This window comes from Halopseudomonas sp., from assembly GCF_036961105.1.
In the GTDB taxonomy this organism is placed as follows: Bacteria; Pseudomonadota; Gammaproteobacteria; order Pseudomonadales; family Pseudomonadaceae; genus Halopseudomonas.
Genome location: NZ_JBALWW010000012.1, coordinates 16092 through 37948, shown reverse-complemented (window position 1 = coordinate 37948; position 21857 = coordinate 16092). Strand labels below are relative to the sequence as shown.

Sequence of the window (21857 nt, the reverse complement as noted above, 5' to 3'; positions counted from 1 at the left end):
TGCTTGGGACTCCCCGATCTGCGTATTAAGGTAAGTCCTTTGCCGTAGCGGCAAGCCAACACCCATTACAAGGAGTCTTCAAATGCAACAGTATTTCAGCCTCGCCGGCCGCACCGCACTGGTGACCGGTGGTAGTCGCGGCATCGGCCGCATGATTGCGCAGGGTTATCTGGAAGCCGGCGCCAAGGTCATCATCTGTTGCCGCAAGCTGGCCGAAGGACAACAGACCGCCAAAGAACTCGGCCAGTACGGCGAATGCATCGCCATAGGTGCGGACCTTTCAACCGAAGCCGGCGCAAAACAGCTGGCGGCGGATATTGCCGAGCACACCGAGCATCTGGATATTCTGGTCAACAATGCCGGGACCAGTTGGGGTGCCCCGCTGGAAGACTTTCCCGTATCGGGCTGGGAGAAGGTGATGCAGCTGAACGTCATTTCGGTGTTCAGCTGCATCCAGCAGTTGCTGCCGATGCTGCGCAAGAACGCCAGTGCCGACAACCCCGCCCGTATCATCAATATCGGCTCGGTAGCCGGCATCAGCTCCTTTGGCGAGCAGGCGTATTCCTATGGCCCGAGCAAGGCCGCAGTGCATCAGCTGTCGCGCAACCTGGCGCGCGAGCTGGTGAGCGAACACATCAACGTCAACGTCATCGCGCCCGGCCGTTTTCCCAGCAAGATGACGCAGCATATCCATAACGATGCCGAAGCCATGGCAGAGGATTGCCAGCACATTCCCATGAAGCGCTGGGGCCGCGAAGAGGAAATGTCTGCGCTGGCGATCATGCTGGCCAGCGCTGGTGGCGCCTACATGACCGGCAACATCATCCCCATAGACGGCGGCTTTACGCTCTGAGCCTGTACCCTCTGAGCATGAACTCATAGTTGCGGCACCTGCTTTATCAGGTGCCGTCAGCCCAGCTCCTCCCGCGACTTGCCTTTACTCTACTCTCAGCGCTTTTCCGCCCTGCCAACGCATCCTCTCGCCCACTGGCTTCCCATCCAGGCCTCCGTGCACCAGCAGGGTGCTGAAAAAAAATTCGCCCCATTTTCTGGCAACCAGGCGCCAATTTCATGGTCGATAACTGGGGTAGCCAGCCGCGGGCATGCTGAGCCGGGGGCAATTGCCACAGCCCTTTACCAACAAGGGCTGGCCGCCAAATAGACAAGTAAATCATGCTCAATATGACAGCTATATTTAACAGCTATAAATATTTGATACGCAAAAATATAAGGCTGTAAGCGGCATTTATAGCGGGTTGAGATAATTTTTCGGATGTGTTTATTATTAAAAAAGAATTTAAGCGTAAACATTCAGGAACCTAGCTTTGGCTTCTATAAACGTGACACTCCGCAAGCCCACGGGCACGGACGGTTTTGCACTCAACCAGTTGGTTGCTCGTTGTCAGCCGCTGGATACCAATTCGGTCTACTGCAATTTGCTGCAGTGCGCCGACTTTGCCGACACGGCGATCGCCGCGCAAACCGATGACGGCGATCTGGTCGGATTCATTTCCGGCTATCGTCCTCCTGCCCGCCTCGACACACTCTTTGTCTGGCAGGTAGCAGTCGACAGTCGCATGCGTGGCCAGGGTCTGGCGCTGAAGATGCTGCTGGCGTTGGTCGAACGCACTCGCGCCGCAGGCGTCACCCGTCTGGAGACCACCATTTCCCCCGGCAACGACGCCTCCGAAGCGCTATTCAAGAAAGCCTTCCGCCTGCTGGGCGCCGATTACACCACTGAGGTGCTGTTCTCCCGAGAGCAGCATTTCAACGGGCAGCACGACGACGAAGTTATCTACCGTGCTGGACCCTTTACTCAATCAGCAACTCAATCAGCTCAAGCTTGAGACCAGGAGACACCATGAACAACTTTGAACAGTTCGAACAAAACGAATCAGGCATTCGCAGCTACTGCCGCTCCTTCCCGGTCATCTTCAACCAGGCCCAGGGCGCAGAGCTGGTAACCACTGAAGGCAAGCGCTACATCGACTTTCTGGCCGGTGCCGGCACGCTGAACTACGGGCACAATCACCCGGTCCTCAAGAAGGCACTGATTCAGTACCTTGAGGAAGATGGCATCACCCACGGCCTGGATATGTACTCGGCCGCCAAAGAGCGCTTCCTGGAGACCTTCAATCGGGTCATTCTGGAACCGCGCGGCTTTGCCAACTATCGCGTGCAGTTCAGCGGCCCCACCGGCGCCAACTCCGTTGAAGCGGCGCTGAAACTGGCGCGCAAGGTCACCGGCCGCAACAATGTGATCAGCTTCACCAACGGTTTTCACGGCTGCACCATCGGTGCGTTGGCGGTGACCGGCAATGGCCACCATCGCGGCGCGGCCGGCGTGCCACTGACCGACGTAAGTCGGATGCCTTATGCCAATTATTTTGGCGACAAGGTCAACACTATCTCAATGATGGACAAACTGCTCAGTGACCCTAGCAGTGGCATCGACAAGCCCGCTGCGGTCATTGTGGAAGTGGTTCAGGGTGAAGGCGGCCTCAACGCAGCCTCCGCCGAGTGGATGCGCAAGCTGGAAAAACTCTGCCGCAAGCATGAGATGCTGCTGATTGCCGATGACATTCAGGCCGGTTGCGGCCGCACCGGTACTTTCTTCAGCTTCGAAGAGATGGGCATCAAGCCGGACATCATCACCATGTCCAAGTCGCTCAGCGGCTTTGGTCTGCCCTTCGCCATCGTCATCATGCGCAACGAGCTGGACCAGTGGGAACCGGGCGAGCACAACGGTACTTTCCGCGGCAACAACCACGCCTTCGTTACCGCTGCCGCCGCGCTGGAGCACTTCTGGACCAGCGACGAATTCGCCAAGAGCGTGCAGGCCAAAGGCAAGCTGATCAAGGAGCGGATGCAGAAAATCGCCCGCAAGCACGGCCCCGACTCCCTTTTCGTCAAGGGTCGCGGAATGATGGTCGGTATCAGCTGCCCCAACGGCGACATCGCCTCGGCAATCTGCAAGGAGGCCTTCGCCAACGGTCTGGTCATCGAGACCAGCGGCAACCACAGCCAGGTCGTCAAATGCCTGTGCCCGCTGACCATTACCGAAGAGCAGATCGACAAGGCGCTGACGATTCTCGATGCCGCCTTTGCCAAGGTCATGGCTGAAGACGTCGCCAACCAGGCGTCGTAATACAGCTTGAAGACAAGCCGGGTGCTCCCGCACGGAGCACCCTGATCAAGATTATCGAAACAGAACAGGAACTGAATATGATCGTACGCACCCTGAATGAATGTGAAAGCTCTGAACGCCGTGTTGTAACCGAGACCTGGGAAAGCACTCGCATGCTGCTCAAGGACGACAACATGGGCTTCTCCTTTCACATCACCACCATCTATGCGAACAAGGAAACGCACATCCACTACAAGAACCATCTTGAGTCGGTGTATTGCATGAGTGGGAACGGTGAGATTGAAACATTGTCGGACGGTAAGGTATATCAGATCCGTCCTGGTACGCTGTACGTTCTGGACAAGCACGATGACCACATGCTGCGCGGCGGCAGCGAAGATATGAAAATGGCTTGCGTTTTCAACCCGCCCATCAGTGGTCAAGAAGTACACGATAAGGACGGCGTATACCCCGTAGATAACACCTAACGAGGTAATACACAGGAGGCCTTATGACGGTAGCAGCTGACGTATATCCATCACGACAGCTCAACCAGGAACCCCGCTGGCTGGAACGATTGGACCCGATAGTTTACGGCTCTCCATCGAACGACGCCCCTCTCTCGGAGGACCAGCTAGCCCGCTTTGAGCGCGATGGCTTTCTGGTCCTGCCGGAGCTGTTCAGCAAGGATGAAATTGCGGTATTTCGAAATGAAGTGAACCGTTTGCGCAAGGAGCCGGAAGTCCTTGAACGGCCTTCGGCGATCCGCGAGCCCGATAGCGGCGCGCTGCGCTCACTGTTCGCGATTCATCGCACTAACAGGCTATTCGAACGCATTGCCAGCGACGAGCGAATTGCCGGTATTGCCAGCTACATACTTGGCGGCGATATCTACGTTCACCAATCGCGGATGAATCTGAAGCCCGGGTTCAAGGGCAAGGAGTTCTACTGGCACTCCGACTTTGAAACCTGGCACGTAGAAGACGGCTTGCCCCGCATGCGCGCAGTCAGTTGCTCGATTCTGCTGACTGACAATACGCCCTATAACGGGCCATTGATGCTGATACCTGGGTCACACCGCCACTACGTCAGCTGTACCGGTGAAACCCCAGACAATCACTACCAGCGCTCACTTCGCAAGCAGGAATTGGGCGTTCCCGACGACAGCAGCCTGAACGACATGGTGGCCGAAGGCGGGATAGAAGCGGTAACCGGCAAGGCCGGCACCGTAGTGCTCTTTGACTGCAATACGCTGCATGGCTCGAACAGCAACATCACACCGAGCCCTCGCAGCAATCTGTTTTACGTCTACAACCATGTGGACAACCAACCGGTCGCGCCTTATGGCGAGCTGACACCCAGACCGGATTTTGTCGCGGAACGCGGCCCGGTAACGGCGCTGAAGATCGCGCCACAGCGTTACCAATAACGAGGGCATGAGGCCCTCGGCCTGCTGGTGGCAGGACAAGATTCACCAACGACAGAAACCAGGACTATGCATACAGTAGAAAAAATCGGCGGCACTTCAATGAGTCGCTTTGAGGAAGTACTGAACAACATTTTCATTGGCCAACGTCAGGGTACCGAGCTGTACCAGCGTGTTTTCGTTGTCTCTGCCTACAGCGGCATGACCAACATGTTGCTGGAGCACAAGAAGACCGGCGAGCCCGGCGTGTACGAGCGCTTCGCCGACGCCCATATCGAAGATGCCTGGCTGGACGCTCTGGATAACGTGCAGAGCGCCATGGTCAGCAAGAACGCCGAGCTGTTCAAGGGCGAGTACGAGCGCCAGGCCGCTGATCGCTTTATTGAAGGCCGCATCAGCGATGTGCGCGATTGCATGGTCAGTCTGCAGCAGCTGTGCTCCTACGGCCACTTTCAGCTCACCGAGCACCTGATGAAGGTGCGCGAGATGCTCGCCTCTCTGGGCGAAGCACACAGCGCTTTCAATACCGTGCTGGCGCTGAAGAAGAAAGGTGTCAATGCTCGCCTGGTCGACCTTACCGGCTGGAATCAGAGCGAGCCCAAGGCCTTCAACGATATGGTCAAGGACAGCTTTGACGGCATCGACCTGAGCAAGGAGCTGGTGGTCGCTACCGGCTATACCCATTGCAGCGAAGGCCTGATGAATACCTTCGACCGTGGATATAGCGAAATCACCTTTGCGCAGATCGCTGCCACCACCAGCGCGCGCGAAGCGATCATTCACAAGGAATACCATCTTTCCAGTGCCGACCCGAATCTGGTTGGCGTGGACAAGGTAGTGACCATTGGCCGGACCAATTACGACGTGGCTGACCAGCTCTCTAACCTGGGCATGGAGGCTATCCATCCCAAGGCGGCGCGTACGCTACGGCGCGCCGGCATTCATCTGCGCATCAAGAATGCCTTTGAGCCGGATCACGGCGGCACCCTGATCAGCCAGGACTATTGCAGCGAGAAGCCCTGCGTCGAAATCATTGCCGGCCGCAAGGATGTGTTTGGCCTGGAAGTCTTTGACCAGGAAATGCTCGGCGATGTCGGCTACGACCTGGAGATCACCAAGCTGCTGAAAAAGCTCAAGCTGTATGTGGTGAACAAGGACTCCGACGCCAATAGCATCACTTACTACGCATCGGGCTCGCGCAAGATGATCAATCGCGCCTCGCGGCTGATCGAAGAGCACTATCCGATGGCAGAGGTACGGGTTCACAATATCGCTATCGTCTCGGCTATCGGCTCGGATCTCAAGGTCAAAGGCATCCTGGCCAAGACAGTCGCGGCGCTGGCGGCTGCCGACATCAGCATCCAGGCCATTCATCAGTCGATCCGCCAGGTTGAAATGCAGTGTGTCATCAAGGAAGAAGACTACGACGCCGCGGTTGCTTCGCTGCACCAGGCGTTGATCGAGCCGGAGAATCACGGTGACGTCATAGTTGCTGCCTGAACCTACCTCGCAGCCTGAGCAACAGAGCCCGGCAGGCAACTGCCGGGCTCTGTTGTTTCTCGCCGCCCAGGTTCCAGCACCGAGCTGAAAACTTCGTTATAGTCGGCCATACCCTATGCGCCCTTTTTCGCCAGCCAGTGGACAGCGCGCCGGGCAGCGCTGCGTCTTTTATTAATGGATACGGGATACTTCGGTGATTGAAGCAGTATGGATAGCTTTTGCCTTCGTCATGGGTCTGGTCATGCGCCAGATCGGCCTGCCACCACTGATTGGTTATCTGGGCGCGGGATTCGCATTGTCCGCTCTCGGCTCGCGCGTAGGCGTGGGCCCAGAAGACAGTGAAATACTGGCGCACCTCGCCCACCTTGGCGTTTTGTTATTGCTGTTCACCGTCGGTCTCAAACTCAAGGTAAAGAACCTGATTCGGCCGGAGGTGGTGGGCGGCAGTCTGCTGCACTTTGGCCTTTCTACCGGTTTGCTGATGGCAGGCCTGCTGTACTTTCTCGAGCTGCCCTTGGGTGAAGCCCTGTTACTGGCGATGGCGCTGTCGTTTTCGAGCACCGTGCTGGCCGCCAAGGTGCTGGAAGGCAAGCGTGAATTGCGAGCCTTCCACGGCCGCGTCGCCATCGGCGTGCTGATCATGCAGGACCTTATTGCCCTGGTGGCCATCAGTATCGCCAGCGGCAAAAGCCCATCGGCCTGGGCACTGATGGTACTCATACTCCCTCTGAGCAAGCCGATCCTGTTCAAACTGCTGGATCTGAGCGGGCACGAGGAGCTAATGGTGCTGCTGGGCCTGCTGCTGGCATTGGTGGTGGGTGGCGCCGGCTTCGAAGCCCTGGGGCTCAGCTCCGAACTGGGCGCGCTGGCCTTTGGCGCCCTGCTGGCGAGCCACAAGCGCGCCGGTGAATTGAGCCAGTCGCTATGGAGCCTGAAGGAAATCTTTCTGGTCGGCTTCTTTTTGCAGATCGGGCTCGGCGGTCTGCCGGACATGCATGCGCTGGTATTTGCGCTGGTGCTTACCCTGCTGCTGCCGCTCAAGGCGCTGTTGTTCTTTTTCCTTTTTGTCGGCTTTAAACTGCGCGCGCGCAGCGCCTTTCTCAGCAGCCTTACGCTGGCCAACTACAGCGAGTTCGGTCTGATCATGGCCAGTCTGGTGTTGCCGCAGTGGCTGATCCCGCTCGCCTTGACCGTGGCCTTCTCCTTTCTGCTGTCGGCGCCGCTGAACCGTATAGTGCATTCGATATACGAGCACCTCTCGCCTTACCTGCTGCCCTTTGAGCGCAATATTCGTCATCCGGACGAGCAGCCGATCACCCTGGGCGACGCGCAGATACTGGTAATGGGCCTGGGCCGCACCGGCCGAGCCGCGTACGACAACCTCTGTGAAAAGGGCTTCAACGTCATAGCGCTGGATTCCGACCCGGTCGCAGTGGATGCCAGCCTGCAGGCTGGTCGCCGCGCGCTCTTTGCCGACGCGGAAGATCAGGTGTTCTGGCAGAACCTGGATATGCCCAACATCCACTCGGTGATCCTGGCCATGAACGATGCGGAAGCCAAGACCATCGCGGTACAGAAGCTGCGTTCGCGCGGTTTTGATGGCCTGATTGTCTCGCATGCCATGTACGAAGATATCGCCCGTCGCATCATCAGCGCCGGTGCCGACCACACCTACCTGACCATGAGCGAAGCTGGCACCGGTCTGGCCGAGCATGTGGCGCGCAGCATTCATGAGCGTTCACAGTTGCTCAGCGAGGACGCCCAAGCCAGACCGGATCTGCCGGCCTGACACCAGCTCAGGCCAGGGTGCCGGTCCTGACGCTGCCGGTCTCGCTCAACAGCGAACGAGCAACCTGCTGGGCGGTATGCTGGGGATGTTCCAGCATGAAGCAGTGCCCTCCGGCTGTCTTGTGCGCCGTACAAAGATTGCTGCTGCCCGCCAGCCGACGTGCGCTGGCCCCGACAAAAGGATAGGTGCGATCGCCATAGATAATGTGCAGAGGTGTACGGATACGCCGCAACGCCCGCCACAGCCCTTGCGGCATGGTCATGAACACCTCTGCCTCACGGCTGGGATGACAGCATAGCTCCACGCCACGCTCGGGGTGGTCACGCAGAGCGTGCGCAATGTGTGCAGCAAAGGCATCATCGTGCCAACCGCGGAACATGCCGCGATTGTACAAACCGGCATGGGCCGCAGCCCGGTCCGGCCAGTTGTCGCGACGGGCGCTGGCACGCTTGGCTACCGGGTTGTTGCGCAATCCCAGCAAACCCAGGCCACGGCGCAGGGTGATCAAGCCCGGCGGGAAGAACACCGGATCCAGCAATACAGCCCGCTTGAACAACTCCGGCCGTGCGGACAGCATCAACCCAGTGAGTACCCCGCCAAAACTGTGGCCACAAGCCACGTAAGGTACCGCTTCGAACTGCTCGCGGCCAGCATCAAACGCTTCCAGTGCCAGTTCGGCGTTGCGATTCCAGCCGACGAATTTATCGCCTTTGTCACTCTGACCATGGCCCTGCAGATCACAGAGCCAGAGATCAAAGTCCTCCGCCAGCAATTCCAGCAAGGGCTCATAACTGCGTGTGCAGAAGCCGTTGCCATGCAGGAAATGCAGTAGCGGCTTGCCGCTGGGCGGACTATGCCAGCCCCGCAGGGTAAATCCGGCGCTGGTGGCATGCGCCCAGGGTAACAACTCCATGCACTTTATCCCCTGACAAAGCGACCAGTCTAAACGGCGTCGGCGGCGCTGTCAGCGCATACTGCATTTGCTAAGCTGCCGCATCGATCTTGGGAATGATGACTTATGCTTCAGGTGAAAACAGTCGGTACGGGCCCGGCGCTGGTCTGGGGGCACGGCCTGATGGGCAGCATGGCGCAGGATGAGTCTACCGGCTGGTTTCACCAGCCAGCCTCGCCATTGCAGCTGATTCGTTACGATGCCTGCGGCCATGGTCTGTCGGCGCGACCGCTGGATGCACGGCGATATCACTGGCAAGTGCTGGCCGCAGATATGCTGAGGATCGCACGCCTTCACGCCCCCCTGCCCTGCGCGCTGGGTGGTCAGTCAATGGGCTGTGCCAGTGCGCTGCTGGCGGCGCTGCTACAGCCAGAGCGAATCAGCAAACTGGTATTGGCAACGCCCCCCACGCTCTGGGCCAGCCGTCAGGCGCAACAGGCACGCTACCAACAGATGATTCGCCTGCTTAGGCAGCGCGGCATGTCCTCTTTCATCCAGCTCTCCCAACAGAATCCCGCCCTGCCCCACTGGTTGCTAAAGGCGCGCCCGCAGGATGCCGCGGCGCAGCTCGAAAGCCTCAAAGGCTTTTCCCGCGAGTTGCTGATCGCCGTACTGCTGGGCGCGGCGGCCTCCGATCTGCCGCCAGCATCGGCACTGAGAAGCCTGTCCCAGCCAGCGCTGATCCTGGCCTGGCAGGGCGACCCGACTCATCCGGTCAGCAGCGCTGAGCAATTGGCAGCAGCGCTGCCCAACGCAGAGCTGCGCATCATCGACTCGATACCGCAACTGGTCGATTGGCCCCGCGAGATCGCCGCCTTCGTCAGCAGTTGAACATCCCTTCCGGGCCGTCAATCCAGGCTGTAATCGATGTTGGTGACCACTCGCACGCGTTTGGTTTCCGGGGTAAAGGGATCCACATCCTCGATGGAGAAATAGCCCTGGGAGGCGCGGCGAATACTGCCTACCTGAGCCCCGGCATCGCGGGCAAACTGATCTGCCGCCGCACGCGCATCACGGGTAGCATCGGCAATCATGTCCGGCTTGATGCTGTCCAGTTGGGTGAACAGGAAGCTGGGCTGAAACTCGTAGCTCTGCGTCAGGGCAATCCCGGACTTGACCAACTCACCCACCGACTGCATACCCTGCTTCACGCCATCAACGTCCTCGGTACGCACCAGCACTGTCACCTCTGCCCGGTACCGCTCCGGCGGCAGACTGTTGCCGTAGTTGTTGGCGTGCTGGTCGGTAATCTTGGGTACCGACAACTGGATCTCCGGCTCCTTGAAGCCCTTGAGCAGTAAAAATGAACGCACCAGGCCCTGCTGCGCGTCTATATCGTTCTGCAGCTGGTCTAGACTGTTGCCAGTGAGGGTGAAATTGATCGGCCAAAGTGCCAGATCAGCAGCCACCTCACGCTCGGCCAGGCCCTTGACGCTCACCACCCGATCGGCGCCGCGAAACTGCAACAAGCCGGTTTTCAGGCTGAGCGCCATGAATACCATCGAAACCGCGATCAGAGCGGCAGCCAAAACCCTGCCCCAGGCAATACGAGATACAGACGACATACAGACCTCCGGTAGAAAACTGACACCCTCGCCTCAACAGACAAAGAATTGACGCAAGGCATTTAACTTTGCGGGCTTTCACCCTTAGAATAGCGCCCCACAGGCCTCGCCCCGAATTTTCTTTGCAGTACCTTCGACACCCCACACAAGGAGCAAAAGTGGATCTCGCGACACTTATCGGCCTGATCGGCGCCATCGGAATTATCGCCTCCTCCATCTTGCTGGGTAGCGGTGCGCAGGTATTCTTCAACGTGCCATCCCTGCTGATCGTGATTGGCGGCAGCCTTTTTGTCGTGCTGGCCAAGTTCAACGTCGGCCAGTTCATTGGCGCAATCAAGGTCGCCGGTCGCGCCTTCCGTTTCAAACTGCCCGACGTGGAAGACAGCATCACCGAGCTGGTCGAGCTGGCTACGGTGGCCCGCAAACAGGGGCTGCTGGCGCTTGAGGACAAGGAGATCACGTCCGAATTTCTGAAGAAGGGCATTCAGTTACTGATCGACGGGCACCCACAGGAAACCGTCAAGGCCATCCTCGACAAGGAGCGTCTGCTGACCCTGGACCGCAACCGTTGGGGCGCCAAGGTCTTTACCGCGCTGGGTGACGTGGGGCCAGCCATGGGCATGATCGGCACCCTGATCGGCCTGGTACAGATGCTGTCCAATATGGAAGACCCCAAGTCCATCGGCCCGGCCATGGCAGTCGCCCTGCTCACCACGCTCTACGGCGCCATGCTGGCAACCATGATCTGTATCCCCATTGCCGACAAGCTCGCGCTGCGCATGACCGAAGAAGCCCGCATGCAGGAACTCTGGATCGACGCCGTGCTGGCCATTCAGGAAGGTACCAATCCGCGCGTCATCGAACAGTTGCTGAGCAGCTACCTGCCCAGTGGCAAGGCGGCCAAAGCCGCTGCCGGAGCGGAAGACGCCTGATGGATGGTGAAGACGACAAGCCGGGCATACCCGCGTGGGTAATGACCTTCGCGGACCTGATGTCGCTGCTGATGTGCTTTTTCGTATTACTGTTGTCATTTTCCGAAATCGACGCGCAGAAATTCAAGCAGATTGCCGGCGAGTTATCCAAGGCATTTGGTGTGCAGCGGGAAGTGCCAACGCTGGATATTCCCATGGGAACCAGCCCCATCTTCGATAATTTCTCGCCAGGCAAACCCGAGCCCACCCCGGTAGATACGGTGCGCCAGCAAACCAGCGAAGAAGCTCCACAACTGGAGACCCTGCGCGAAGCGCTGGAGAGCGAGTTGCAGCAGCAGGTCACCGAAACCACCGAGCAACAGATAGACACCAGTGTCGACGCGCTGCGCGATGTGCTGGAGAGCGAGCTGCAGGAAGGGCGAATTCAGCTGGAGCATGATCGCAAGCGAATCGTCATCCGGGTTGAGGAAAAAGGCTCCTTCCCGTCTGGCTCGGCCGACATGACCGCAGACTTTGAAGACATGCTCGACAAGGTGGCCGATGTCATTGCCCGCCTGCCCGGCGAGATCACCATCGAAGGCCATACCGACAACATCCCGATTCACACCAGTCGATTCCAGTCCAACTGGGACCTGTCTGCCGCCCGCGCTTCGTCAGTTGCCAACGCGCTACTCATCGGCGATGCGGTACAAGCGGAGCGACTCAAGGTCCAGGGTTATGCCGAAACCCGTCCGCGCGCCAGCAACGAATGGCCAGACACCCGCGCACTCAATCGCCGGGTAGAAATCATCATTGACCTGTCTGGCTCGATTGAAGAATACGAGGCTCAGCTGCGGCAGTTGATGGAAGAGGATCTGGGTGACCTGATCAAGGATCTGGAATTGCAAGAGAGCCGGCCAACCGAGCCCGCCACAGCAGTTCCCTGAGTCTACTTCTTCAAGTCGTCGGGGATCGGCGGCTCCGGCATAGGCCCGGGGCGCTTGCCCTGCCCGGCTCGGTACTGCCGCAGCTGGAACACATATGCCAGCACCTGGGCCACTGCCAGATACAGGCCCGCGGGAATTTCCTGCTCCAGTTCAGTGCTGTAGTACACCGCCCGGGCCAACGGCGGCGATTCCAGCACCACAATCTCGTTCTCGTTGGCCACCTCGCGGATTTTCTGCGCGATGAAATCGGCGCCCTTGGCCAGGACGACCGGAGCGCCTCGATTCAAGGGATCGTATTTCAGTGCCACGGCGAAATGCGTCGGGTTGGTGATCACCACGTCCGCCTGGGGCACTTTCTCCATCATGCGACGCTCGGCCATTTCCCGCTGTAGCTGTCGAACCTTGGCCTTGACCTCCGGTTTGCCTTCGGAGTCCTTGTACTCATCGCGCACTTCCTGCTTGGTCATGAGCAGCTTCTGCTTGTTGTCCCAGAGCTGAAAGGGCACATCGACTGCGGCAATCAGAATCAGCGAAGAGGCCAGAATAAGCAGCGCCGAACCCAGCGCCCAGGCGCTGTGGATGATCGCCTGCTCCAGTGGCTCATCGCCCAGCGTAAGAAAATCCGTGGTGCGCAGATGCAGTACCAGCAGGGCAGCTGCCAGCACCACCAGAAATTTGCCCAATGCCTTGAGCAATTCCACCAGCGCCTTCACGGAAAACATGCGTTTGAGGCCGGCTAGCGGGTTCATGCGCTCGAATTTGGGAGCCAGCGACTTGGCACTGAACAGCCAGCCGCCGAGCATGATGGGCCCCACGATGGAGGCCACCAGCAGCATGGCAAACAGCGGCGCGAGCACCATCAGCCCTTCTTTTACCGAGGCAAACAGATGGAGCGCCATGGCGTCGGTGGCAAACAGCGCCTCGCGCTCGAAGGAGAAGTTGAAGATCATGATGTTCATCAACTTGCGCACCATTTCCGGACCCAGCATCAGCAGCGCCAGCGCGGCCACCATCACCACCGCCAGGGTATTGAGCTCGCGTGAGCGGGCCACCTGCCCCTTGTCGCGCGACTCCTTTAGTCGTTTCGCCGTGGGTTCTTCGGTTTTTTCCTGACCACTGTCGGAATCAGCCATCAGCCCGCCCTCACCAGTGCACGCAGCCAGACCAGCGCATTGGACGCCAGCTCCTGGTACTGACCGACCACATTGCTCAACATGACCCAGAGAATAAACAGCCCGAAAACCAGTGTCAGCGGAAAGCCGATGGAGAAGATGTTCAACTGCGGCGCAGCGCGCATCATCACGCCAAAGGCCATGTTGACGATCAACAGCGCGGTAATCGCGGGCAGACCAATCAGAATGGCCGAGGCCATCACCCAGGAGAAGCGGTACACCAGAGCCTCGAAGTCGGTGGCGGCCAGGGTCTCACCAATCGGCAGTGTGGTGAAGCTCTCGACCAGCACCTCGAGCACCACCAGATGGCCGTTCATTGCCAGAAACAGCAAGGTCACCAGCATGGTAAACACCTGGGCAACCACCGCCACCGAAATACCCATGCTCGGATCGTTCATGGAAGCAAATCCCAGGCCCATCTGCATGGCCACAATCTGCCCGGCCAGCACGTGGATCTGAAAGAGCAGTTGCAAGGAGAACCCCATGGCCGCGCCTATGAGGATCTGCTCGGCGATAATGGTCCAGGTACTCAGCGACAGCGCATCCAGCGTTGGCACCTCAGGGATCTGCGGTGCTACCAGCAGGGTCAGTGCCAGAGCGAAGTACAGCCGTATGCGCGCAGGCACCAACTGGGTACCAAACACCGGCATGGTCATCAGCACACTGGCGATGCGAAACAAGACCCAGAGATAGCTCGAGACCCAGCGGCTGAGCTCTGCGCTGGACAGATCAATCATCAGCCGATCAGCCCCGGAATATTGCGATACAGATTGTCCGTGAACTCGATCAGCTGGGTGGTCAGCCAGGGTCCCAGCCAGATCAGGGTAAGAAAGGTAACCAGCAGACGCGGCAGAAAACTGAGCGTCTGCTCGTTGATCTGGGTGGCGGCCTGAAACATGGCCACCACCAGACCAATCAACAGGCTCGGCATCACTACCACGGCCACCATGATGCCCGTCAGCCACAGTGCCTGGCGGAACAGATCAACGGCAACTTCTGGCGTCATCGCGGCTCTCCTAGCTCACCGCAAAGCTGGCGGCCAGGGTGCCGATAATCAGCGCCCAGCCGTCCACCAGTACGAAAAGCATGATTTTGAATGGCAATGAAATGATCAGCGGCGACAACATCATCATACCCATGGCCATCAACACACTGGCCACGACGAGGTCGATCACCAGAAAGGGAATGAAGATCATGAAGCCGATCTGAAAGGCCGTCTTCAGCTCGGAGGTGACAAAGGCCGGCACCAGAATATGAAAGGGAACCTGCTCCGGCCCGGTCAGGTCGGTGCGCTTGGCCAGTCGCACGAAGAGCTCGAGATCGGTCTCGCGAGTCTGCGCCAGCATGAACTCGCGCATCGGGCCACTGGCCACCTCGATGGCCTCCTGCGCCTGCATCTGCTCGTTTATATAAGGCTGCAGGGCAGTCTGGTTAATCTCCTCGAAGATCGGCGCCATGATGAACAAGGTCAGAAACAGCGCCAGCCCCACCATGATCTGGCTCGAGGGGGTCTGCTGCAGACCCAGGGCCTGACGCAGTATGGCAAACACGATAATGATGCGGGTGAAGCTGGTCATCATCATCACGAAGGCCGGGATGAAGGTCAGCGCCGACATCAGCAACAGAATCTGCAGGCTGACCGAATAGGTCTGCTCGCCGTCAGCGTCGGTGCTCAGGGTGATGGCCGGCAGACTCAGCGGATCACCCGCACTCTGCGCCCAGACCGACGGTGCCGCCAACAGCAACAGCAGCCATATCCAGCGCATCATGAGTCGGCTCCCCGTTTCAGCATGGCCTGCAGCTTGCGAGCAAAATCGCCATTGCCAGTAGCAGCAACAGCCAGGTCTGCCACCGGCTCATCGAACACATACAGGGTATTGATGCGTCCGGGCGAGGTACCCAGCAGCATCTGGGTGCCGCCCACGTCCACCAGCAGCAATCTGTCACGCGGCCCCAGGGGCAGAGTACTGACCAGCTTGATGTGCTGGCCGCCCTGCGGCGCCAGCGGGCCGACGCGACGCATCAGGTAACCCAGCAGAAGGATCATGCCCACGACTACCGCCAGACCCAGAGCCAACTGCAGCAACTGGCCGATCAGCGAACCGGTGGCGGTAGCGGCGTCCGCATCGGCTGCCGGCGCCACTGCAGCCAGCGCCAGGCCGGGCAGAAGAGAACACGGCAGCAACAGCAGGCGGGGCATGTGCATGCTCACCGCAGTTTCTTGATGCGTTCGGTGGGACTGATGACATCGGTCAGACGGATGCCGAACTTCTCGTTGACCACCACCACTTCACCATGCGCGATCAGGGTACCGTTGACCTTGACATCCAGCGGCTCGCCAGCGAGACGATCCAGTTCGACTACCGAGCCCTGGTTGAGTTGCAGCAGGTTGCGAATGGTGATGTCAGTGTTGCCCACCTCCATCGAGATGGTCACCGGGATGTCGAGAATCACATCCAGATTGGGGCTGTCACCCGGATCAAATCCCTCATCGCCACCTTTGGCCGGGGCGTTGAACTCTTCCATGGGCATGCGCGGCTGGGCATCGCTCTGTGCCAGCATGGCATCAATATCGTCCTGACTGGCATCACCCGCCTCGTCCAGCGCGGCCGCCCACTCATCCGCCAGCGCCTGCTCCTCTGGAGTGACCTCGGCCGGGTTCTTGTCATCAGCCATAGTGCTGTTCCTCTGTTATTGATACGGGTAGGGGACTGGTGCGGCCTAACGTGGCCGAACCAGCGGCCCTAGAATCTGCAGCGCCAGATTGCCCTTCACCGAGCCCAACTTGGCCTTGAAGGTCGGTACGCCATTGGCACAGAGCACCATGTAGTCGGGCAGTTCCACCGGGATCACATCACCCGGTTGCATACTGAGCAGGTCGTTGAGCTTGAGCTGGCTCTTTACCACTGTGGCGGTGAGCGGCACCTTGACGCAGGTGATTTCTTCACGCAATGCGCGCACCCAGCGCTCGTCGTGCTCGTCGACATCGGACTGCACACCCGAATCCAGCACTTCGCGCAGCGGCTCGATCATCGAGTAAGGGAAGGTCACGTGCAGATCACCGCCGCCGCCGTCCAGCTCGATATGGAAGGTCGAGACCACCACCACTTCGCTGGGGCTGACAATATTGGCCAGCGCCGGGTTGACCTCGGAATTGACGTATTCGAACTGTACATCGTGGACCGCTTGCCAGGCTTCCTTCAGATCGACAAAGGCCTGGTCCAATACCATGCGCACCACGCGCAGCTCCGTGGGCGTGAACTCCCGGCCTTCGATCTTGGCGTGACGGCCATCGCCGCCGAAGAAATTGTCCACCAGCTTGAAGACCAGCTTGGCATCCAGTATGAACAGCGCGGTGCCGCGCAGCGGTTTCATTTTCACCAGGTTGAGGCTGGTGGGCACGTACAGCGAGTGCACATACTCGCCGAACTTCATTACCTGCACGCCGCCCACAGCCACATCGGCCGAGCGCCGCATGAGATTGAACATGCTGATGCGGGTATAGCGGGCAAAGCGTTCGTTGATCATTTCCAGCGTAGGCATACGCCCGCGCACGATGCGATCCTGGCTGGTCAGATCGTAGCTCTTGATCGACCCCGGCTCGCTTTCCAGGTCGGTATCAATGGCACCGTCGTCTACCCCGTGCAGCAGGGCATCGATTTCATCCTGGGATAGCAGATCCTGTACGGCCATGAAGGCTTCCTATTGCAAAACCATGTTGGTAAAAAGGGCCGACTCGATGACCGGGTCGCCCACTTCCTTCTCCAGCAGCGCCTTGACGGCCAGACCGGCTTTTTCGCGCAGCGCTTCCTTGCCTTCCGGACTCATCAGTGAGGAGAACTCTTCACTGCCAAACAGCATGACCAACTGATTGCGAATCAGCGGCAAATGCTGATTGAGCTTGGCCATACCTTCAGCATTGCGCCCCATGAGCACCACGCTGACCTGCATGTAGCGTTGCCGGCCACCATCGCTGTAATTCACCACAAAGGGGGGTTCCAGCGCCTGGTAAATGGCCACCTGCCTGACCGGCTCGGCAGGCACCTCAGCGGCGGCCTCCTCATCTTCCCCGGAGAGCAGAAAGTAGGCTACGCCACCCGCTGACAACAAAAGTGCCAGCAAGCCTATACCAATCAGGATGAATAGTTTTTTGCGACTCTTGGCAGGCTTCTCCTGCCCTTCTTCTATCGCGGCTTTATCTGCTTGTTTCGCCATGACAATATTCCGTCACTCTCGCGGGTTTTCCCCTGTTATTGTGGCAGATGCATTGAGCGTGCCAGCCCGTGCATTTCCATACCGACTGGTCGCAGGATAGCTCAGGGACAGCGCCTGTGCTCGGCTACCAGCGCCGGATCAACATAGGATAAAGGGAAAGCGGGGAAATGTCTTTGCCAGCCGCCTGACACCGGGGCTGGCAAAGAACGCAGCAGAACGGCGAAGCGCCGCGTCACTCAGGCGTAATAGTCGACAAGCCGGTTATTGGCAACGATATTCTGCGCAGCGGCCATGGGGAGCTCGTCCTCACCAGCCGCTGCCACGCCGCCTCTTCCGTTACCAGCACGGCCAGCGCCATCCTCGGTCTGGGCAAAGCTGCCGCGCGCCTCGCTGCCCGATTGCTGACCCTGACCACCATCAGACACCGAGACGTCCAACTGGTCCAGCCCCTGCTGCGCAAAAGAATCGCGCAAACGGTGCATCTGCGCTTCCAGCGCGTCGCGCACAGCCGGATTCTGGCTGACAAACTGTACCTGATGCTCCAGTCCGCGGGTCTGGATCTTGATTTCCAGGGGTCCCAGTTCAGCTGGGTCAAGCTGGATTTCCACGCTCTTCAAGTTCTGGCTAGACATCCACATGACCTTGTTGACCACCGACTCGCTCCAGCCACTCTGACCGAATGGCACCGCGAGCGCCTGAGTCGCGGCCGCAACGGGCCGCTGGGTCAGGGCATTGGGCGCGGCGCCAGTGCTGGCCGCGGTGCCGGACTGCGCGTCCAGGGCATCAATCGTGGTGCTACCAGGCTTGGCCGTGTCCTGCGCTTTCTGTTCGGCCAGGCGGGCAGCAAACACGCCTTGCGGATCCATCGCCGCCGCCAGGGTAGCAACCCGCTGGGTGGCTTGCGCCTGATCTGCCGGATTGGCCTGCCTGGCCATCAGCAGCTTGTCATCTGCCACGCTGGCCCCGGTCTTGCCATGGGTTGCCACCTCAGCTTCGTCATCGGTTGCGGCAGTCGCCGCAGAGCTACCTGCTTCGCTGGTAGCCGATCCTGCGATCGCCGAACGCAGCTGCGCGAGCATTTCCGGCAAACTCAAAGCGCCCTGCGCTAACCCGGTAGCAGGCAATACCTTGTCGCCAGGCAAACCGGCGCCAGCTTGTGCAGCCGCCAACTGCTGCAAGAGCTTCTCGGCATCCGCCGCGCTCAGTTCAGTCAGGGCGTCAGCAACGCCTGCCGGTGATGAAGCGGTCGTGCCAGATGCTGCTGTCACCTCCTGCTGCGGCAACTGCGCCAACCATTGCTGCCACTGAGTGCTCAGATTAGCCAACAGATCCATCGCCTCCTGGCTTTCGCCCTCAGCGGTCTCGGTGGCTGGCTGCGTATCCGTTATCTGCGCCGAATCCATGGGCGCAGGCGATTCCAGGTTTGCCAGCTTTTGCAGCCAATCTCTGATCTCAAGCGGCAAGCTGTTGCCGTCGGCGGCAAAGTCCGCTGCTGCCGCATCCTGGTCCGTATCTTCGCCCTGCGGGTGGCTCAGTTGATTCAACATCGCTCTGAGTTCAGCCGGCTGTTGCGCCGCCAGAATCGATGAAAAAGCGCCAAAACCCTCAGCCTTGCCACTCTCAGCCTTGCCCGAAGCAACCCCGGCGAGCTGATCGCGCGGTAACTCGACGCTCATCAGCGTCATCATGTTTTGCCCAATTGGCATCTTGGAATCTCCACCCGTGCGGCAATAAAGCGTGCGTTTGCAAGCAACTTGCAATCTGCAGGCCAACCGGTAGCGGTGCGGCGAGATCGGTTAGGAAAGCTGCGCCTGAAGACGGGTGAAGCGTTCCCGGATTCGAGAATAACAATAGGACGCGTCGGCAGTATCGCCCTGCAAGGCCGCGTTTTCGGCATTCAAACAGGCGCGCTCGAGCGCTAGCGCGCCCATGTTGCCGCAACTGCCCTTGAAGCTGTGGGCAGCCTGGCGGTAAGCCTCCAGATCTTCGTTGACCAGAGCTTCACGCAATTGACTCAGACGCAGCTTGGCGTCACCCAGAAAGGTTTCCAACAACAACGGATAGTCTTCCTGCATCAATTCACGCAGCGCTTCAAGCGCAGCATTATCGACGTCGGGTAACTGATCTGACATGAGTTACTAAACCTGTATCTGGGTGCCTGTTGGTTGGGCAGCGACCTTGCGAGTGTTGCTGTCCACGCCGGCAGTATGCCCAAGCTACCAACTGAAGGCCACCCTGACCCGGCTGCCGACACCGTCCACCTCCACATCCTCAGCCAAAGCCGTCACCAGTGCCAGGCCGCGTCCGGCGTAGTCAGCCGCGGCGCACGCCGGATCAAAACCCGCCCCACTGTCTTCGCATTCGATCTGCAACATGCCGCCAGACGCAGTCGGATGGTGATTGAGGGTGACCCGGATCCACCCTTCGGTCAGGGTGCGCAGACGCTCGCCGCGCTCCTGATAGTAGAGTGCGAAGCCATCAGAATCCTGCTTCCAGGCCGAATCCAGCTGCAACAGGCCGTGCTCGAGTGCATTGCTGTAGAGCTCGCTGAGCACCGTAAACAACGCTCCCGCCTGCGGGCGCAGACCGGGTATTTCCAGCAATCGCGCCAGCAGGAAGGGCAAGGGATTCTGCTCCCGAATTGACGCGGCACGGTAGGTGTAACTTAATCGCCAGTCCTGTGCCGGCTCGAGTACAGGCGTGGACGCCGGCCGAGCAACTGACCGGGCTTCGGATTCCGGCATGACCACCTGAAGCAGACTGACATCGTCTTCGGGACTGCCGTGAAAAAGCTCCAGCGCGTTGAGTAGCCCGTCAAACACCTTTGCCGGGTGGCCTATGTAGGTGTCCAGCACCTCGTGTACGCCAGCCTCGCCAAACTGTTGCCCCGCCTGATTGCGGCTTTCGATCACGCCATCGGTCCAGCACAGCAACCGCTCGCCGGGGCGCATCACCATTACCACCGGCTCCGGATTGAATCGCTCTCGGCTGGCCACACCCAGCGGCAGGTGCGTCGAGGGAATACTGCGCAGCAGCTCCGCCGCACAGCCGAGTATCATGACCTCCGGCAAACCGCCATTCCAGACTTCGACCAGCCCCTTGGCCGGGTTGACCTCAATCAGCACCGCGCAACAGAAGATTCCCACTGGCAATATGGTCGCCAGCTTGTTATTCAGCTCAACCAGGATATCGCGCAGACTGAAACCTTTGGCCGTCATGGCGTAAAAGACTTCCGCCAGCGGCATGGCGCCAATGGCCGCCGGCAAACCGTGGCCGGTAAAGTCGCCGAGCAACAAATGCATTTCGCCGGAGGGCCGATTGGCGGCGAGCAGAATGTCACCGTTGAACATGGCGTACGGCGACTGCAGATAACGCAGGCTGCTGTGATTCAGGGCACCTGAATGCGCTACCCGGTCGAAGATTATCTTGGCCAGCTCCTGATCCTGCACCAGGCTGGCGTGCTGCGCGGCAATTACATCGCGCTGCGCCTGCAGCGTCTGGTGCATCTCGCGCATGCGGCGGAAGGCGCTGATCTTGGCGTCCAGGATCACCGGATTGTAGGGCTTGGTCAAAAAATCGTCGCCGCCGGCCTGCAGGCACTGCACCAGGGCATCGGTCTCGGTCAGACTGGTGAGAAAAATGATGGGCACCAAGTCTTCACCCGCCTGCTGCTTGATCAGGCGCGCAGCCTCAAAGCCATCCATCACCGGCATCAAGGCATCAAGCAGAACTATATCCGGTTGGCTACGCGCGAAGGCTTCCACCGCCACCTGGCCATTTTCGGCCAGACACACCTGGTGCCCCAGACGCTCCACCAGACGGCCCAAAATCATGCGGTCGGCAGGGTTGTCGTCAGCGACCAGCACCGTCAGCCGCGTCGGAGCACCGCTCACTGCTGGGGCTGATGAGCGGGCTTCCACGGTCTACTTGATGCTGAAGAGTTGTTCGAAATTGGAGATGCTCAGCACTTTGCGCACATCGGGATTGCAATGCACGATGCTGATATCGGCGTGGTCACCACCAGCATGGTCGCGCAGTAGCAACAACATGCCAAGGGCTGAGCTATCGATATAGTCGGTTTCATGCAGATCAACGACATACTTTTGCGGGGTCAGACCGCTACGCTCGTAGGCATTGCGAAAATCCTGATGGGCACCAAAGTCAAAACGCCCCTTCACGTTGATGGTCAGCACTTGGCTGTCCGCCGATAAAGTTGCCTGAATCGACATGATTTCTCCCTGGCTTTTGTTAGG

The 21857-nt window shown here is 59.2% G+C and carries 24 protein-coding genes; 10 read left to right on the top strand and 14 right to left on the bottom strand.

The window, feature by feature from the left end; all coding sequences use genetic code 11:
- Positions 1-82: 82 nt before the first annotated feature.
- From V7756_RS12500 to V7756_RS12470, 7 genes are all read left to right on the top strand, one after another.
- Positions 83-853: an SDR family oxidoreductase gene (locus V7756_RS12500; RefSeq protein ID WP_335610515.1), complete on the top strand. Its 771-nt coding sequence runs from the start codon at positions 83-85 to the stop codon at positions 851-853.
- Positions 854-1325: 472 nt separating this feature from the next.
- Entirely contained in the window at positions 1326-1847 is a 522-nt protein-coding gene (gene ectA, locus V7756_RS12495; protein ID WP_335610514.1) for a diaminobutyrate acetyltransferase, read from the top strand.
- Between the two features lie 14 nt (positions 1848-1861).
- Positions 1862-3148: a diaminobutyrate--2-oxoglutarate transaminase gene (gene ectB, locus V7756_RS12490; RefSeq protein ID WP_335610513.1), complete on the top strand. Its 1287-nt coding sequence runs from the start codon at positions 1862-1864 to the stop codon at positions 3146-3148.
- Positions 3149-3225: 77 nt separating this feature from the next.
- Positions 3226-3615 (top strand): ectoine synthase, encoded by a 390-nt coding sequence (locus tag V7756_RS12485; protein WP_335610512.1) that lies wholly within the window; start codon positions 3226-3228, stop codon positions 3613-3615.
- Positions 3616-3638: 23 nt separating this feature from the next.
- Positions 3639-4556: an ectoine hydroxylase gene (thpD, locus tag V7756_RS12480; protein ID WP_335610511.1), complete on the top strand. Its 918-nt coding sequence runs from the start codon at positions 3639-3641 to the stop codon at positions 4554-4556.
- Between the two features lie 66 nt (positions 4557-4622).
- Positions 4623-6053, top strand: coding sequence for an aspartate kinase (locus V7756_RS12475; RefSeq protein ID WP_335610510.1), 1431 nt, complete (start codon positions 4623-4625; stop codon positions 6051-6053).
- A gap of 193 nt (positions 6054-6246) precedes the next feature.
- Complete coding sequence (locus V7756_RS12470) at positions 6247-7842, top strand: cation:proton antiporter family protein (protein ID WP_335610509.1); 1596 nt, start codon at positions 6247-6249, stop codon at positions 7840-7842.
- 7 nt (positions 7843-7849) lie between these two features.
- Here the strand turns inward: V7756_RS12470 and V7756_RS12465 are convergent, their stop codons facing one another.
- A complete protein-coding gene (locus tag V7756_RS12465; protein ID WP_335610508.1) occupies positions 7850-8755 on the bottom strand; it encodes an alpha/beta fold hydrolase in 906 nt (301 codons plus the stop codon).
- Positions 8756-8860: 105 nt separating this feature from the next.
- On the opposite strand from V7756_RS12465, the gene V7756_RS12460 reads away from it, so the two are divergent.
- Entirely contained in the window at positions 8861-9625 is a 765-nt protein-coding gene (locus V7756_RS12460) for an alpha/beta fold hydrolase (RefSeq protein ID WP_335610507.1), read from the top strand.
- A 17-nt stretch (positions 9626-9642) separates the two neighbouring features.
- On the opposite strand, the gene V7756_RS12455 is transcribed toward V7756_RS12460, so the two are convergent.
- Positions 9643-10359 (bottom strand): SIMPL domain-containing protein, encoded by a 717-nt coding sequence (locus V7756_RS12455; protein ID WP_335610506.1) that lies wholly within the window; start codon positions 10357-10359, stop codon positions 9643-9645.
- 158 nt (positions 10360-10517) lie between these two features.
- On the opposite strand from V7756_RS12455, the gene pomA reads away from it, so the two are divergent.
- Together pomA and V7756_RS12445 are read left to right on the top strand one after the other, a co-directional pair.
- Positions 10518-11291, top strand: a complete 774-nt coding sequence (gene pomA / locus V7756_RS12450; protein WP_335610505.1) for a flagellar motor protein PomA — start codon at positions 10518-10520, stop codon at positions 11289-11291.
- Positions 11291-12217 (top strand): flagellar motor protein MotB, encoded by a 927-nt coding sequence (locus V7756_RS12445; RefSeq protein WP_335610504.1) that lies wholly within the window; start codon positions 11291-11293, stop codon positions 12215-12217. The genes pomA and V7756_RS12445 overlap by 1 nt, the downstream gene beginning before the upstream one ends.
- A gap of 2 nt (positions 12218-12219) precedes the next feature.
- Here the strand turns inward: V7756_RS12445 and flhB are convergent, their stop codons facing one another.
- From flhB to V7756_RS12385, 12 genes are all read right to left on the bottom strand, one after another.
- Positions 12220-13350, bottom strand: coding sequence for a flagellar biosynthesis protein FlhB (flhB, locus tag V7756_RS12440; RefSeq protein ID WP_335610503.1), 1131 nt, complete (start codon positions 13348-13350; stop codon positions 12220-12222).
- Positions 13350-14126 (bottom strand): flagellar biosynthetic protein FliR, encoded by a 777-nt coding sequence (gene fliR / locus V7756_RS12435; RefSeq protein WP_335610502.1) that lies wholly within the window; start codon positions 14124-14126, stop codon positions 13350-13352. Before fliR ends, flhB begins: the two co-directional genes overlap by 1 nt.
- Positions 14126-14395, bottom strand: coding sequence for a flagellar biosynthesis protein FliQ (gene fliQ, locus V7756_RS12430; protein WP_335610501.1), 270 nt, complete (start codon positions 14393-14395; stop codon positions 14126-14128). Before fliQ ends, fliR begins: the two co-directional genes overlap by 1 nt.
- 10 nt (positions 14396-14405) lie before the next feature.
- Positions 14406-15158, bottom strand: a complete 753-nt coding sequence (gene fliP / locus V7756_RS12425; RefSeq protein ID WP_335610500.1) for a flagellar type III secretion system pore protein FliP — start codon at positions 15156-15158, stop codon at positions 14406-14408.
- Positions 15155-15589: a flagellar biosynthetic protein FliO gene (gene fliO, locus V7756_RS12420; RefSeq protein ID WP_335610499.1), complete on the bottom strand. Its 435-nt coding sequence runs from the start codon at positions 15587-15589 to the stop codon at positions 15155-15157. The genes fliP and fliO overlap by 4 nt, the downstream gene beginning before the upstream one ends.
- An 8-nt stretch (positions 15590-15597) precedes the next feature.
- Positions 15598-16065 carry a flagellar motor switch protein FliN gene (fliN, locus tag V7756_RS12415; protein ID WP_335610498.1) on the bottom strand — a complete coding sequence of 156 codons (468 nt, stop codon included), beginning with the start codon at positions 16063-16065 and terminating at the stop codon, positions 15598-15600.
- Between the two features lie 45 nt (positions 16066-16110).
- Positions 16111-17082: a flagellar motor switch protein FliM gene (fliM, locus tag V7756_RS12410; RefSeq protein WP_335610497.1), complete on the bottom strand. Its 972-nt coding sequence runs from the start codon at positions 17080-17082 to the stop codon at positions 16111-16113.
- 9 nt (positions 17083-17091) lie between these two features.
- Positions 17092-17604: a flagellar basal body-associated FliL family protein gene (locus V7756_RS12405; RefSeq protein WP_335610496.1), complete on the bottom strand. Its 513-nt coding sequence runs from the start codon at positions 17602-17604 to the stop codon at positions 17092-17094.
- Positions 17605-17840: 236 nt separating this feature from the next.
- Entirely contained in the window at positions 17841-19310 is a 1470-nt protein-coding gene (locus V7756_RS12400) for a flagellar hook-length control protein FliK (protein WP_335610495.1), read from the bottom strand.
- 90 nt (positions 19311-19400) lie between these two features.
- Positions 19401-19736 carry an Hpt domain-containing protein gene (locus V7756_RS12395; RefSeq protein WP_335610494.1) on the bottom strand — a complete coding sequence of 112 codons (336 nt, stop codon included), beginning with the start codon at positions 19734-19736 and terminating at the stop codon, positions 19401-19403.
- An 84-nt stretch (positions 19737-19820) separates the two neighbouring features.
- Positions 19821-21497: a fused response regulator/phosphatase gene (locus tag V7756_RS12390; RefSeq protein ID WP_335610493.1), complete on the bottom strand. Its 1677-nt coding sequence runs from the start codon at positions 21495-21497 to the stop codon at positions 19821-19823.
- A 30-nt stretch (positions 21498-21527) separates the two neighbouring features.
- Complete coding sequence (locus tag V7756_RS12385) at positions 21528-21833, bottom strand: STAS domain-containing protein (RefSeq protein WP_335610492.1); 306 nt, start codon at positions 21831-21833, stop codon at positions 21528-21530.
- Between the last annotated feature and the right edge of the window lie 24 nt (positions 21834-21857).

Coding starts and splice junctions, on each gene's coding strand:
- V7756_RS12500 (WP_335610515.1), top strand. CDS start 83: ATGCAACAGTATTTCAGCCTCGCCGGCCGCACCGCACTGGTGACCGGT.
- ectB (WP_335610513.1), top strand. CDS start 1,862: ATGAACAACTTTGAACAGTTCGAACAAAACGAATCAGGCATTCGCAGC.
- V7756_RS12485 (WP_335610512.1), top strand. CDS start 3,226: ATGATCGTACGCACCCTGAATGAATGTGAAAGCTCTGAACGCCGTGTT.
- thpD (WP_335610511.1), top strand. CDS start 3,639: ATGACGGTAGCAGCTGACGTATATCCATCACGACAGCTCAACCAGGAA.
- V7756_RS12475 (WP_335610510.1), top strand. CDS start 4,623: ATGCATACAGTAGAAAAAATCGGCGGCACTTCAATGAGTCGCTTTGAG.
- V7756_RS12465 (WP_335610508.1), bottom strand. CDS start 8,755: ATGGAGTTGTTACCCTGGGCGCATGCCACCAGCGCCGGATTTACCCTG.
- V7756_RS12460 (WP_335610507.1), top strand. CDS start 8,861: ATGCTTCAGGTGAAAACAGTCGGTACGGGCCCGGCGCTGGTCTGGGGG.
- V7756_RS12455 (WP_335610506.1), bottom strand. CDS start 10,359: ATGTCGTCTGTATCTCGTATTGCCTGGGGCAGGGTTTTGGCTGCCGCT.
- V7756_RS12445 (WP_335610504.1), top strand. CDS start 11,291: ATGGATGGTGAAGACGACAAGCCGGGCATACCCGCGTGGGTAATGACC.
- flhB (WP_335610503.1), bottom strand. CDS start 13,350: ATGGCTGATTCCGACAGTGGTCAGGAAAAAACCGAAGAACCCACGGCG.
- fliR (WP_335610502.1), bottom strand. CDS start 14,126: ATGATTGATCTGTCCAGCGCAGAGCTCAGCCGCTGGGTCTCGAGCTAT.
- fliQ (WP_335610501.1), bottom strand. CDS start 14,395: ATGACGCCAGAAGTTGCCGTTGATCTGTTCCGCCAGGCACTGTGGCTG.
- fliP (WP_335610500.1), bottom strand. CDS start 15,158: ATGATGCGCTGGATATGGCTGCTGTTGCTGTTGGCGGCACCGTCGGTC.
- fliO (WP_335610499.1), bottom strand. CDS start 15,589: ATGCCCCGCCTGCTGTTGCTGCCGTGTTCTCTTCTGCCCGGCCTGGCG.
- fliN (WP_335610498.1), bottom strand. CDS start 16,065: ATGGCTGATGACAAGAACCCGGCCGAGGTCACTCCAGAGGAGCAGGCG.
- fliM (WP_335610497.1), bottom strand. CDS start 17,082: ATGGCCGTACAGGATCTGCTATCCCAGGATGAAATCGATGCCCTGCTG.
- V7756_RS12405 (WP_335610496.1), bottom strand. CDS start 17,604: ATGGCGAAACAAGCAGATAAAGCCGCGATAGAAGAAGGGCAGGAGAAG.
- V7756_RS12400 (WP_335610495.1), bottom strand. CDS start 19,310: ATGCCAATTGGGCAAAACATGATGACGCTGATGAGCGTCGAGTTACCG.
- V7756_RS12395 (WP_335610494.1), bottom strand. CDS start 19,736: ATGTCAGATCAGTTACCCGACGTCGATAATGCTGCGCTTGAAGCGCTG.
- V7756_RS12385 (WP_335610492.1), bottom strand. CDS start 21,833: ATGTCGATTCAGGCAACTTTATCGGCGGACAGCCAAGTGCTGACCATC.